Source organism: Pseudoalteromonas gelatinilytica, from assembly GCF_001641615.1.
Classification (GTDB): domain Bacteria; phylum Pseudomonadota; class Gammaproteobacteria; order Enterobacterales; family Alteromonadaceae; genus Pseudoalteromonas; species Pseudoalteromonas gelatinilytica.
Genome location: NZ_LRRU01000020.1, coordinates 480649 through 494509 on the forward strand (window position 1 = coordinate 480649; position 13861 = coordinate 494509).

General features: G+C 41.6%; 14 protein-coding genes. 2 read left to right on the forward strand and 12 right to left on the reverse strand.

What is annotated here, in order from left to right; translation table 11 throughout:
- Window positions 1-5 precede the first annotated feature (5 nt).
- The 12 genes from NH153_RS15215 to NH153_RS15270 form a co-directional block, all read right to left on the reverse strand.
- Window positions 6-458, reverse strand: coding sequence for a hypothetical protein (locus NH153_RS15215; RefSeq protein WP_063705334.1), 453 nt, complete (start codon window positions 456-458; stop codon window positions 6-8).
- 22 nt (window positions 459-480) lie between these two features.
- On the reverse strand, window positions 481-894 hold the full coding sequence (locus NH153_RS15220; protein WP_138625458.1) for a hypothetical protein: 414 nt from the start codon (window positions 892-894) through the stop codon (window positions 481-483).
- 138 nt (window positions 895-1032) lie between these two features.
- Window positions 1033-1704, reverse strand: a complete 672-nt coding sequence (locus NH153_RS15225) for an RDD family protein (RefSeq protein WP_063705340.1) — start codon at window positions 1702-1704, stop codon at window positions 1033-1035.
- A 39-nt stretch (window positions 1705-1743) separates the two neighbouring features.
- Complete coding sequence (locus tag NH153_RS15230; RefSeq protein WP_063705344.1) at window positions 1744-3564, reverse strand: protein kinase domain-containing protein; 1821 nt, start codon at window positions 3562-3564, stop codon at window positions 1744-1746.
- 55 nt (window positions 3565-3619) lie between these two features.
- The gene (locus NH153_RS15235; RefSeq protein ID WP_063705347.1) at window positions 3620-4108 is read right to left on the reverse strand and encodes a hypothetical protein; all 489 of its coding nucleotides are present in this window, start codon (window positions 4106-4108) and stop codon (window positions 3620-3622) included.
- Window positions 4109-4216: 108 nt separating this feature from the next.
- A complete protein-coding gene (locus tag NH153_RS15240) occupies window positions 4217-4978 on the reverse strand; it encodes an SDR family oxidoreductase (RefSeq protein ID WP_063705352.1) in 762 nt (253 codons plus the stop codon).
- Window positions 4979-4987: 9 nt separating this feature from the next.
- Entirely contained in the window at window positions 4988-5878 is an 891-nt protein-coding gene (mmsB, locus tag NH153_RS15245; RefSeq protein WP_063705355.1) for a 3-hydroxyisobutyrate dehydrogenase, read from the reverse strand.
- Between the two features lie 17 nt (window positions 5879-5895).
- Window positions 5896-7038 carry an enoyl-CoA hydratase/isomerase family protein gene (locus NH153_RS15250; protein WP_063705358.1) on the reverse strand — a complete coding sequence of 381 codons (1143 nt, stop codon included), beginning with the start codon at window positions 7036-7038 and terminating at the stop codon, window positions 5896-5898.
- Window positions 7038-7817: an enoyl-CoA hydratase gene (locus NH153_RS15255; protein ID WP_063705361.1), complete on the reverse strand. Its 780-nt coding sequence runs from the start codon at window positions 7815-7817 to the stop codon at window positions 7038-7040. The genes NH153_RS15250 and NH153_RS15255 overlap by 1 nt, the downstream gene beginning before the upstream one ends.
- A 10-nt stretch (window positions 7818-7827) precedes the next feature.
- Window positions 7828-8985: an acyl-CoA dehydrogenase family protein gene (locus NH153_RS15260; protein WP_063705364.1), complete on the reverse strand. Its 1158-nt coding sequence runs from the start codon at window positions 8983-8985 to the stop codon at window positions 7828-7830.
- Window positions 8986-9095: 110 nt separating this feature from the next.
- On the reverse strand, window positions 9096-10586 hold the full coding sequence (locus tag NH153_RS15265; RefSeq protein WP_063705367.1) for a CoA-acylating methylmalonate-semialdehyde dehydrogenase: 1491 nt from the start codon (window positions 10584-10586) through the stop codon (window positions 9096-9098).
- A gap of 91 nt (window positions 10587-10677) precedes the next feature.
- Window positions 10678-11859, reverse strand: a complete 1182-nt coding sequence (locus tag NH153_RS15270) for a thiolase family protein (protein WP_063705371.1) — start codon at window positions 11857-11859, stop codon at window positions 10678-10680.
- Window positions 11860-12200: 341 nt separating this feature from the next.
- Between NH153_RS15270 and NH153_RS15275 the strand changes: the two genes are divergently transcribed.
- Both NH153_RS15275 and NH153_RS15280 read left to right on the forward strand, forming a co-directional pair.
- On the forward strand, window positions 12201-12635 hold the full coding sequence (locus NH153_RS15275; protein ID WP_054553803.1) for a MerR family transcriptional regulator: 435 nt from the start codon (window positions 12201-12203) through the stop codon (window positions 12633-12635).
- A gap of 44 nt (window positions 12636-12679) precedes the next feature.
- Window positions 12680-13855 carry an isovaleryl-CoA dehydrogenase gene (locus tag NH153_RS15280; protein ID WP_063705375.1) on the forward strand — a complete coding sequence of 392 codons (1176 nt, stop codon included), beginning with the start codon at window positions 12680-12682 and terminating at the stop codon, window positions 13853-13855.
- Window positions 13856-13861: the final 6 nt, after the last annotated feature.

Genomic DNA, 13861 nt, shown 5'->3' on the forward strand with positions numbered 1-13861 from the left:
GCAGGTTATTTTAATTTACGCTTTTGATTTGTAGTAGTCAGTGTTTGTATGTTTTGCATTAGTAAGTGAATGTCAGGCTCAATAAGAAGCTTTTTATTTGGAATAAATAAAAAACACTGTAATTTTTTAGCGAGTTGGCAAATTGAAAAGCAAAAATTACTTATGTCTTTCCTTAAATCAACTCTAATTACAATTTCATCAATCGATTCATCACTAACAGAAATAGTAATTTCATTTGATTGACTATTACCCCACATTTTAAAATCGGAAATATTACTTTCAGTTCTTACTAAAACATTATCCAACAGCTTGTCTATTTGCACATTTGGTTGGTGGTGTTTCCACACGCAGGCAGTATCGAAATAACCATCGGCATTGTAGAGTTCCTCAACTGAATTATTTTTATCTTCTACCCATTGTGCAGGTATTAGAACTATTGTTGTTTGCCAAATAGCCATCGTTTTTTAAATACTCTTATAATTAAAGAAAGTGCCAAGAAACATCATAACAAGGGCCATTTAAATCATATTGCAGTTCTTGATCATTCCGGGTAAAGGTCGCTGTAGCTTTAAATTTAAAGTTTGACGTATCTTTTCTGTTAATTGCCAAAGCTTGCTCTATTTCATCCCATCTTTGAGATATACCACCATGCCCAGGATGACTATCGGCTTTTAATTCACCTGACTGATATTTTTTATTCCATTTAACAAAAATTTGCCATTGCTCAATCTCTAATTGAAGTTCAGATTCTGATATTAAATAAAGAGAAAACTCATCAGTAAAACCACTGTCATCATTGAAGTCTGAAACAAACCTGTAATGTCTCCCCTCAATAGATGTGATACCCTCTCTTGGCCCATCATAATATAAATTTTCGACAAGGACTTTAGACATTAGCATTCACTGAAAGCCTTTAGATAAATTGAAAGGATGAATAAACAATACCTATTATTAGCCACTACAAAAAGAACTAACGACTACATCATTAGGTAATTAAGGTGTTTTTTACGGTTGTCATAGTAGAACGCCTTATTACAACCTAACAACAACCGTTCTACCGATGAAGTCATGTACTGCACGACGCTTTTCATTAAACAGCATGGTTATAAATTCTGACAATGCCCAAACTGTAGCTAATGAATTCAGACCCATAATTAAATAAGTTAAAACCGCAGGTACGCTACCAAGTTGTTGTAACGATATTGAAATAGAAAAAACTAGGAGTATCCAAGACGAGTTAATAGCAATATTAACAGATTCTCTGCGAACCGATTGCTTAAGCGTAATGCTCGTTTCGGTGTCATGATCGAGAACTTTAACATCCATCACCATCTTGCCAAGTGTTTGACCATAAAACCCATGCATGAAAACAACATAGCCAATGTACTGAAAGCCATTAACAGCTTGTAAAATCGAGTTTTCGTAAGAATATTCAACGTCAAAGAGTAAGCATTCGATATAAAGTAATGCTGTAAAAATTAAACCATCAATAATAGCAGCCCAAAAACGAGGCCAAAAAGTAGCATACCTTTTACTCGTTTCTAGCTCTTCAAACTCTGCTTTTATTTCTGGGTCTTTTAATTTATTTGCAATCTCTAATTCTAACTCTTGTGCTCTTTCTGGGAAGCTTTCTTTATCAATATACTTTTGAGCATCTAAAAGCTCATCCAATGAATAATTTTTATAATTTGGGCTGTAGTCCATGTTTATTATTCTCCTTAACTGTTTGAATCAGGTCAGCTTTTAGCATTCCACTCTTTTTGGATCTCGCGGATAAAACTCATCGGGCTGTTTAGTGCACAAATCAAATTCACGGGTATTTTTGTAAGGTAGCTTCATAAAGCCTGCCACACCTACATCTGTGATACTAACCGCGTATTGCATTAGCTTACTTAATAAACGTTTAAATTCAGGCTCTTTACTGGCATCAAGCAAACGATAGTAATGATGTATTTTCATCCTATCAGGTAAGGCTTCAAAAATGATACAGCCTGTATGGTGTATTTGGTTTAGCTCAAATACGCACTTTATAACCTTTTTAGGGAGCTGTAGTTGCTCATCAGGGTCTTTACCATCTTCAAAGTAAGAATGCGGTCTGGTTACATCTGAGGCTTGTACATCCATTACTTCGTAATCAAGCTCAGGTAAGTGTTCAAATTTAAACGCACCGGTGCCATCACGTTCGAGCTGAATGGTTTTACGCGCATCAAACAAGCAACATTTAAAGAGACCTTTTTGTTCAATCCCCTGTGCTAACATCACCGTGTTGTTAATCGCATCGGTAAACGCAGTGCCAAGCGTTTCATCATGCAAAATAAGAGAAGACTCAACAAACAGTGAGTTTTCTTTCCAATGAAAACTAAGGCCACCAACTACTGGGTATTTTGCTAATCGACTTATTGAGGCCAAAAATGCTTTTTCGGTGTCGCCGGTATCAAATAAAAACTCTTTGTAGTATCTGTCTAGTTGGGCATCGTTTACATCAAGTAATTGTTGATTATGGTCGGCTTGTCTTAAAAATTGCTTACGTGAGCTATAAACAACCGTGTCTGGGTGCTCATCAAACTCACTAAACCAATAAGGAATATAAGGGCGAATAACTTTACGGGGCAGCTCAGGGAGGTAAGCTTTAGCCATTGTAGGCATATTTCGCATAAAATAATCACCCGCCCCATCGCGAGTGGCTTTATCTTTAGAAAGCATACCGTCAATAACTCGGGCAAGCTCCATAGGTAAATTAAGACTTGTAGCCGGAATAACCGCAGCACCAAATCGGCAAGATTGTGCAGAGGCCAGTGCATAAAGAGTTGAAGCAACACCTTGCTCATCAAAACGTGGCGATGACTGCCCGCCCGACATTTGCTCATCACCAATAAAATACACATCACCCATACGTGCATTGGTTGTGCTTATATCAGCAGACATAAGATCCATAAAGTTGCTAGCAACTGGATTACCTTCAGCATCTATTTGTGCATAAACAGAGCTGCCCCAATCCACCAATGACAACTTATTGGTTTGTTCATCATAAACAATGTTAGAGGGCTTGATATCGCCATGCACAATTGGTTGCGGGCTTAAGCCATTTTTATGTTCACGTAAATCTACAAGCACATTACGTAGCCTAAGAGCCAGCGCCATAACTTTTGCTGCGCTAAAACGCCCCTGTTTGATAGAGATTTTTTCTAAGTCTTCACCTAGAGCGCGCTCCATCATTAAAATGCCTTGCTTTTTAATGCGCTCAAAGGCATAAAATTTTGGTACGAGTGGGTTTTTAACTTGCGAGAGCATGTACGCTTCGTCTTCTAAACGGTCACGTACACTTTGTGCAAGGGTTATACGTGAAAACTTAAATACCCAAGGTAAGTCTTCATCATCAACACCGGCAAAAACAAATCCAAACGCACCAGAACCAATTAATTCAACGTCACTGTAACCAAGCAAAGTAAGCTGTTTAATACAAATGTTAAGCCACTGGCGGTGCTTTTTAGCATCATGGTGAGACAGCAAATAAACAGACTGTTCTTCATTGATATAAAAATTGCGGATTTGTTTGGGATTCACTGCATCTCTCAAAGTTAAGCGGCATTTAACCGCTTAATTATTGAATGCTAGGCATTTAATTACAAGGCTTTTGCTCTTCGATGATCCAGCCTTGATCTTTCATAAGAAGCTCTGATACTGCAAAGGTTAAGCAGCCAAAGATGGCTAACTCTAATAAGGTAAGAATATCAGCGGCAAAACACCAGCCTAAAACCCCTGCAAATAAAAAGGGGATTGCTTTTAAATACCAAGCAATTTGTCGGGTTTTACCATATGTGAGTTGATAACTGTGAACTAGTTCACCCTCACACTCTAATGTGATGGTAGAAGAAAACTTCCTGAATAAAGTCACTGAAATTGTTAATTGGCAGGCTTTACCATCAACATTAAACTCATGAACAGATTTCGTTTTAAAGTTACGTGATTCTGCTATTAATTCACCGTCTACTTTCAGTACTTCTTTACCTGAGTAAGCAGAACCCCAGTATTCAATTAAATGTTCACCCAGTTTGAAGTTGGCTTTAATTCCTTTGCTCATTGATACTGTAATGCCATCAGTGTTCATAAAAAATCTCCTTATCATTATGAATTTAAAATACTTTAAAAATAAAAAAACGGCAAGCTAGGCTTACCGTTTTGGTACTTTCAATGGGTAAAGGGTTACCATTTCAAACTAAAGGCGAATACCGCCATCAATTTCAACAACACGACCTGTAAAGAAGTCATTCTCTACAATGTATTGTGCTGTTTGGGCAATTTCTTCTGCTTCACCAAAACGACCCACTGGCGTTACCGCCATCATGCGTTGTTTTGCTTCTGGTTTCATTGCATCGGTCATTGCTGTGCGAATAACACCCGGTGCAATTGCACCAACACGGATACCAAAGCGACCTAATTCTTTCGACCAACCCGTTGTCATCGCAACAACACCGGCTTTAGACGCAGCATAGTTTGTTTGGCCAATGTTACCAGCACGGGCAACACTCGACATATTAACGATAACGCCGCCTTTGCCAGACTCAATCATGTGGCTCGCAGCTTCACGACCTGCTAAGAATACACCGGTCAGGTTCACATCAATCACAGATTGAAATTGAGCCAACGACATTTTATCAACTACTTTGCCTTCTTTTGCTTTGATAAACATACCATCACGTAAGATACCTGCGTTATTAATTAACACGCCGATATGGCCAAAGTCTTTGTTAATAGTATTAAACGTTGCTACCACAGCGTCTTCGTCGGTCACATTAGCAGCATACGCCATGACTTTTGTGCCATACTTAGTAAGCACTGATACTGCAGTATCTAGTACATCTTGTTGCATATCGATAAGGGCGATGTTCGCGCCAAGGGATGCAAATTTCTCGGCCATCGCAAAGCCTAAACCTTGCGCACCACCGGTAATTACGATGTTGTTGTTTTTAATTTCCACAACAATCTCCTACTTCGAGAATAATTTAAAAATAGCGCTAAAATCATCACTACCCGCACCTTGATGCTGAAGCATAGTGTATAGATTCTTCGCCATTGACCCCATTGGGGTAGATGAATTACTTTGCTGAGCCGCTTCCATAGCAAGACCTAAGTCTTTCGCCATTAAATCAACCATAAAGCCCGGTTTATAATCATTACTTGCTGGCGCCGTTTCCATTACACCAGGGCATGGGTTATAAAGCTCAAGTGTCCAGTTACGACCAGAGCTTGCTGTCATGATGTCACTTAACACTTTTGGATCGAGCCCGTTGTTGATGCCCATTTGTAGCGCTTCGCTGGTACCAGCCATTAAAATGCTGAGCAGCATGTTGTTACAGATTTTTGCGACTTGGCCTGCACCAATATCACCAGCATGGAAGATGTTTTTACCCATATCAACTAAAGCAAGCTTAGCTTTTTCAAAGTGGCTTTGCTCACCACCGACGATAAAGGTTAAAGTGCCCGCTGTTGCACCTGCAACACCACCTGATACCGGCGCATCAACAAAATCAATACCTTTTTGAGCAAGCTCGCTACCCACTTGACGTGCTGATTCTGCATCAATGGTTGAGCAGTCAATCACTAAGGTTTTGCTATCAAGTAAGTTAATAAGACCCGTTTCACCTAAGTAAAGCGATTTAACGTGTTTGCTTGCCGGTAGCATACTGATAAAAATATCAGCACCAATGGCACATTCAGCCGCATCGTTTGCAGCAATTGCACCTTTATCGGCAAGCTCATTAACCGCTGCTTTATTTAAGTCAAACACGCGAACTGTATGACCTGCATTGACAAGGTTTGCCGCCATTGGGCCACCCATGTTGCCTAAACCAATAAATCCTATTGTTAATTTAGCCATTTGTTTACCCCTTGGACTTAAGATGACGTTAATGAGTTAAGTGGGTGAGATTGCTCATCCCAGCGTGCTGTAAAGAAGCTATCTACAACTGCTTCGTCGATATCGCTAAGCGATTTAAACTGCCAGTTAGGTGCACCGTCTTTGTCGATTAGTAGCGCACGAACGCCCTCTTGGAACTCACCTAGTTCGCCACAGCGTACTGACATACCCAGCTCCATTTTAAAGCACTGTGCTAATGTCATCTCTTTTGAATTAGCTAATTGACGTTCAACAAGCGCACAACTAAGCGGACAACCATGCGCTAATGATTTTTGCGCACGGGTAAGCCATTTATCTTCGGTTTCTAAGCTTTGGATGTAGTCAATTTTGCCCTGCAATGAATCAAATTCAGCCAGCTTTTGAATAACCGCTAAGTTATCTTTTACATTACCTTTAGGAACACGGCCTGAAATATTATCAATGGAGATTAAAATGTTAGTTAGCTTTTCGTGATTTAATGAGGCTGTTTTGCCCCACTTTTCAGCGGTGATAGCTGTAAAAATAGCGTCATATTTATCTGCTGTTGCATAGTGATCAGCAAGATTAACAAACAAGGCATCTTCAGCATTGATAGACGCCGCAGTTAATCCTAAAAATAAACCGACTTGCTCAGGCATTTTATGTAAGAAATAACTGCCGCCCACATCAGGGTATAAACCAATAGTTAGCTCAGGCATTGCAATACGCGATGACTCTGTTACCACTCGGTGACTTGCCCCAGCCATTAAGCCAAGACCGCCACCCATAACAATGCCATTACCCCAAAGTAATATTGGCTTTTCGTAGCAGTGAATTAGGTAGTCTAATTTATACTCAAGGGTAAAAAAGTCTTCAATGTAGTTAGCAGGCTCACCTGTGCTCATTGCTTTATGTAGGCTAACTACATCGCCACCAGCACAGAATGCTTTTTCGCCAGCCCCTTTTAGAATGACCATGGCAACTGCGTCATCGTCTGCCCATTTTCTAAGCTGAGGCTCAAGCAATTGGATCATGTCGTAATTTAAGGCATTTAACGACTTAGGCGCATTGAGTGTCGCAATTGCAATGAGGCCGCTTTCGGCCTCTGCAGTTTCAAACACCACAGGCGCATCTTGATGATTTAGTAGTGTTACGTTAGTCATTAGCCATTTACCCAATTTGCTTTACGCTTTTCTAAGAACGCATTCACGCCTTCTTTTTGGTCTTTCGTATCAAACAATTGAACAAATAGCTCACGCTCTAATGGCAACGCATGAGCCATAGGTTGTGTGCGACCTTTTTGAATAAGCTCTTTACATGCAGTCACAGCAACCGGGCTTTGTTCGCCAACTTGGTTAGCAAGTTTCATTGCCGCAGCTAAACTTTCGCCAGCACCAACCACTTCTTCAACAAGGCCAATTTCGCGTGCTTTGTCTGCTTTTAGGCGCTCGCCACATAAGATCATGCGTTTTGCCCAACCTTCACCAACAAGCCATGCAAGGTTTTGCGTACCGCCAGCACAAGGCAGTAAGCCAACTTTCGCTTCAGGAAGTGCCATTTGAGCTTGCTCTTCAGCAATACGAATATCACACGCAAGAGCCACTTCAAGACCACCGCCCATGGCATAACCATTAATTGCCGCGATTGATACACCACGGAAATTGGTTAATGCTTCAAATGCATCACCAAACACTTTAGACATAGTGGCTGCAACGCCTTTATCACCGCTGGCAAATACGTTCAGATCAGCACCAGCACTAAAGAACTTTTCACCTTGCCCTGTGATCACTAATGCATAGACATTTTTGTCAGCATTTAGCTCAGTTACAGTCTCTTTTAATGCAGTTAATGTATCTTGTGTCCAGGTATTCGCTGGCGGGTTATTCATGGTTAAAACCGCTACGTTACCTTCAATATTTAAATCAATCGATGGATTAGACATAGGTTGCTCCTTATAGAATGTCGCCAGCTGACTCAGCTAAGATACGACGTGCGATAATCACACGCATGATTTCGTTTGTGCCTTCGAGAATTTGATGCACACGGACGTCTCTGAAATGACGCTCTAATGGATATTCTTTGATGTAACCGTAACCACCGTGAATTTGTAGTGCGTCGTCACAGACTTTAAAACCAACATCTGTAGCAAAACGTTTTGCCATCGCGCAGTAAGTTGTTTTTTCGCTGTCACCAGTATCTAGTTTAAATGCGGCTAAGCGCACCATTTGACGAGCAGCAACAAGCTCGGTGTTCATATCAGCAATCTTAAATTGCAGTGCTTGGAAAGCAGCTAATGGCTTACCAAATTGCTCACGTTCTTTTAGGTATTCACGCGCAGTATTAAGAGCAGCTTGTGCTGTACCTAATGAACAAGTTGCAATATTAATACGACCGCCGTCTAAGCCTTGCATTGCAAACTTAAAGCCTTCGCCTTCTTGGCCTAGTAAGTTAGCCGCAGGGATTCTGACACCTTCGAAGCTAATTAAACGTGTCGGCTGTGCATTCCAGCCCATTTTTTCTTCTGCTTTACCGTATTCGATACCTACTGCGTCTGCTGGCACAACAAATGCCGAAATACCGGCTGCGCCTTCACCACCAGTGCGCGCCATAACTACTAGTAAATCAGTTTCACCAGCACCCGAAATAAACATCTTAGAGCCTGAGATCACATACTCATCGCCCTCTTTAACCGCTTTGGTTTTTAACGATGCCGCATCAGAGCCAGAGCCAGGCTCTGTTAAACAGTAAGACGCTAGTAACTCACCCATTACTAATTGTTCACAGTACTGGGCTTTAACGTCATCAGTACCAAAGCTTGCAATCATCCAGGTTGCCATATTATGAATGGTCAACATAGCAGTCGTTGCTGTACAACCCATGGCAAGCTGTTCAAAGATAATGCTTGAATCTAGGCGAGATAAACCTAAGCCGCCCGCTTCTTCAGGGGTATATAAACCACAAAAGCCTAGCTCACCGGCTGCCTTAATGGTGTCTTTCGGGAAAATGTGTTCTTGGTCCCACTTAGCTGCATGTGGAGCAAGTTCAGACTCTGCAAACTGACGAGCTGTTTCAGCAAACGCTTGCTGATCTTCGGTTAAATTAAAGTCCATAGTAGACCTCTATTTTGTTGTCTTATTCTTGTGTGAATAACGATTGTTGTCGTTTAAACGTGTGTTCTTCGAGCGAGCGTGTGCTCGCTCAGCAGTAAATTAATTACAGCTTATTTGAGGTTGATACTCATGTTCGGACCTGAGGCGATATCGTCCTCGAACCAACGTGAAGTAATTGTTTTCGTTTCTGTGTAAAAACGAATACCTTGCTTACCGTAGGTGTGTTGGTCACCATAGAATGAACCTTTCCAACCTGTGAAAGAGAAAAACGGGAGTGGCACAGGAATTGGCACGTTGATACCAACTTGACCTACTTCGATTTCATGTTGGAATTTACGTGCAGCAGCGCCGCTTGATGTGAATAACGAAGTACCGTTACCGTAAGGCGAGTTATTGATAAGCTCAATCGCCTCTTCAAGAGTATCTACAAACATACAAGCCAATACAGGACCAAAGATCTCTTCTTTGTATAAATCCATCTCGGTTGTTACATCAGTAAATAACGTTGGACCAACCCAGTTACCTTGCTCGTAACCTTCAACAGTAAAGTCAGAGCCATCAATTAAACAGGTTGCACCTTGTGATTTACCACTTGCGATCAGTGATAAAATACGGTCTTTAGCTGCTTTTGATGTTTGTGGGCCGTAAGCCGCGTTGGCATCATCCCATACACCTGGGCGTACGTTTTCAAAGCCTGCTTTAATTTCATCAACCCAGTCTTTAGCTTGACCAACAAACACAGCAACCGAAATACCCATACAGCGCTGACCCGCAGCACCTACAGACGCACCGACTAGGTTATTTACAACATGCGATTTACTCGCATCTGGCATAATAACCATGTGGTTTTTTGCACCAACACAAGCTTGTACGCGTTTAAGGTTTGCTGTGCCTTTTGAATAGATGTATTCACCCACACCACACGAACCAACAAATGAAATAGCACGTACTGCTGGGTCTTCTAATAAACGGTCAACTTGTGGTTTTGTACCGTGAACAACTTGTAACACCCCTTTTGGCGCGCCCGCTTCAACAAATAGTTCAGCTAAACGCATTGGTGTTAGTGGATCTTGCTCTGATGGTTTAAGAATAAAGGTGTTACCACACACAATAGCCAGTGGGAACATCCATAATGGGATCATCGCAGGGAAATTAAATGGCGTAATACCCGCACATACACCTAGTGGCTGCATGTAAGAGTAAGTATCGATTTTACGCGCTACGTTTTCCATTGTTTCGCCCATCATTAGTGATGGTGCATTGGCTGCTTGCTCAACCACTTCAATACCACGCCAAACATCGCCTTTGGCGTCTTCAAAAGTTTTACCCAGCTCATGACAAATAATCGTCGCAAGCTCGTCATGGTTTTCTTTTAGTAGTGCAGCGTATTTCATCATAATGCGCGCACGCTCAGAAATTGGCACTTCTTTCCATGTTTTAAATGTTTCTTTTGCAGAGGCAATGGCTGCATCCATTTCAGCATCCGTTGCACACGGAACTTGCGCTAACACTTCTTGGTTTGCAGGATTGATAACATCAATCAACTGCGTTGAACTTGATTGGGTAAATTCGCCGTTGATAAATAAAGGTACTTGGTGCATGAGGCACTCCTCCCCAGTGGGTATAAAGAGGCCGCAACATGATAGTTTTTAAAATACGTTGCGGCTGTGAGAGATTAAAATTCTAAAGCGATTAAATAGCTTCGATTGCCATAGCAACAGCTTCACCACCACCGATACACAGTGAGGCAACACCTTTGCTAAGACCACGATTCTTTAATGCATGAATTAAGGTAACTAAGATACGCGCGCCGCTTGCACCAATTGGGTGACCAAGTGCACAAGCACCGCCGTTTACGTTTACTTTGCTTTCATCAAGTTTTAACTCGTTAATTGCAAGCATAGTCACCATGGCAAACGCTTCGTTGATTTCCCATAAATCAACATCATTCACAGACCAACCTGCTTTTTCTAAAAGCGATTGCATCGCGCCAACCGGTGCTAAAGTAAATTCGCTTGGAGCTTGAGAATGTGTGCTGTGAGCAACGATACGGCAAAGTGGCGTTAAACCTTGTGCTTTAGCATCAGATTCACGCATTAACACAAGCGCTGCTGCACCATCAGAAATTGATGACGAGTTTGCAGCTGTAATCGTGCCATCTTTTTTGAATGCAGGACGTAAACCTGGGATTTTATCAGGGCGTGCATTGCCTGGTTGCTCATCAATCGCAACGGTCACATCACCTTTACGTGTAGAAATAGTGTGCGCTGCAATTTCATTATCAAATGCGCCTGTCTCAATCGCGCTGTTTGCTTTAGTCAGTGAGCTAAGTGCAAAGTTATCCATTTGTTCACGACCAATTGAATATTGATCGGCAGTGTCTTGTGCAAAACAACCCATTGCTTTGTTGTCGTAAGCATCTTCAAGGCCATCACACATCATGTGATCTTTTACTTCGCCATGACCCATACGCATACCTGAACGTGCATTCGGTAACATATAAGGCGCATTACTCATGCTTTCCATACCACCTGCAACAGCGGTGTTTATAGAGCCTGATTTAATTAAGTCATGGGCAAACATTGCAGCTTTTAAGCCAGAGCCACATACTTTGTTGATTGTTGTTGCGCCAGTACCTTGGTTAAGGCCCGCTTTTAACATTGCTTGTCGCGCAGGTGCTTGACCAAGACCAGCTGGTAATACACAGCCCATGATCACTTCGTCAATCTTATCGGCAGATAAACCGGCTTGCTCTAAGCTACTTTTAATAGCTGTAGCACCTAAATCAGTTGCGTGTGCACCACTTAGTGCGCCCATAAAACCACCCATAGGGGTACGTTTTGCGGCAACAATAACAACGGCTTCAGTAGTCATAATTGGCTCCATGTAAGTGGTTATCATCATGTGTTCAAATCATGTGTAACCAAACAGTTAATTTGTTATAGTTTAATTTCGATTTAATTCAGCATACATAATATTTACGTTTACGCCAACGTAAATCTAAAATCAACATTTTTGCGGCCGGTAAAACTGTAAACTTATCTGTATTTTGTTGTGTTAAAAATCGAACATCTGCTTACAAGGCTAGATAAATAAAGCTTTTCAACAAATCCAACCAGTTATCTTTATAAGTCTAAAGTATAACTCCCAAATCGCCCTTTACCTTTACGTAAACTTCACTTATATTGGTGTTATTCGAATGAGGTAAATAAATCATGAAACAAGACAATCAAACAAACTTTGAAAGCGCAGCAGTTGAACCTGCTAGCAATGAGCAAACGTTTAGTATCAGCGAACTAGCAAAAGAATTTGATATTACAACCCGCTCTATCCGCTTTTATGAAGACCAAGGCTTGATCTCACCTGATCGCAATGGTCAAACCCGTATTTATTCAAAACGCGACAAAGTAAGACTAAAACTTATTCTACGCGGTAAACGCTTAGGTTTTACCTTGGCCGAAACGGGCCGTTTGTTTGAACTTTACGACGCAGATAAATCAAGCGCTAAACAGCTAGTGACTATGCTTGACCTTATCGCAGAAAAAAAAGCGGACCTAAGCCAACAGATGGACGACATTAAAGTTGTACTGATGGAATTGGTTACAGCAGAACGCCGCTGTCGTGAAACCCTTAATAATTTAGACGAATAACCTGACAACAATCTCGTCAACAGACTCTCACAGGAACACACATTATGAGCACTATTTCACTATACAAAGAAATGAACTTCGGACTTGGCGAAACAGCAGACATGATCCGCGATCACGTTAATAGCTTTGCGAGCCAAGAAATTGCCCCACTTGCAGAACAAACCGATATAGACAATGCCTTCCCTAATCAACTTTGGCCACAGCTTGGCGAAATGGGATTATTAGGTATGACAGTACCTGAAGAATTTGGCGGTGCGGGCCTTGGTTACCTTGAGCATGTAATCGCAATGGAAGAAATTAGCCGTGCAAGCGCATCGATTGGTTTAAGTTATGGTGCTCATTCAAACCTATGTGTTAACCAAATCAACCGTAATGGGTCACAGGCTCAAAAAGAAAAATACCTGCCTAAGCTTATCAGCGGTGAGCACATTGGTGCCCTTGCGATGAGTGAGCCAAATGCAGGTTCTGACGTTGTATCAATGAAATTAAAAGCTGAGAAAAAAGGCGATGTGTTTGTACTTAACGGTAACAAGATGTGGATCACTAATGGTCCAGATGCCGATACCTTTGTTATCTATGCAAAAACAGATTTAAATGCCGGGCCTAAAGGGATCACAGCGTTCATCGTTGAACGAAACACACCAGGATTTTCTACTGCACAGAAGCTAGACAAACTTGGTATGCGTGGCTCTAACACGTGTGAATTAGTGTTCGAGAACTGCGAAGTACCAGCAGAAAACATTCTAGGTAACTTAAACGAAGGTGTAAAAGTACTTATGAGTGGCCTTGATTATGAGCGTGTTGTTTTAGCCGCAGGCCCGCTTGGCATTATGCAAGCATGTATGGACATTGTGGTTCCTTATATTCATGAGCGTAAACAATTTGATAGCCCGATTGGTCAGTTCCAGCTTATTCAAGGCAAAATCGCTGATATGTACACGCAAATGAATGCAGCTCGTTCATACGTTTACACGGTAGCTCGTGCATGTGACCGCGGTGAAACAACACGTAAAGATGCTGCTGGTGCGATTTTATATGCCGCAGAGCTGGCGACTAAAATGGCCCTTGATGCTATCCAAATCTTAGGTGGTAATGGTTATATCAACGAATACGCGACAGGTCGTTTATTGCGTGATGCAAAACTATATGAAATTGGCGCAGGTACCTCTGAAATCCGCCGCATGCTAATTGGTCGCGAATTATTCACTGAAAGCCGATAGGACCTT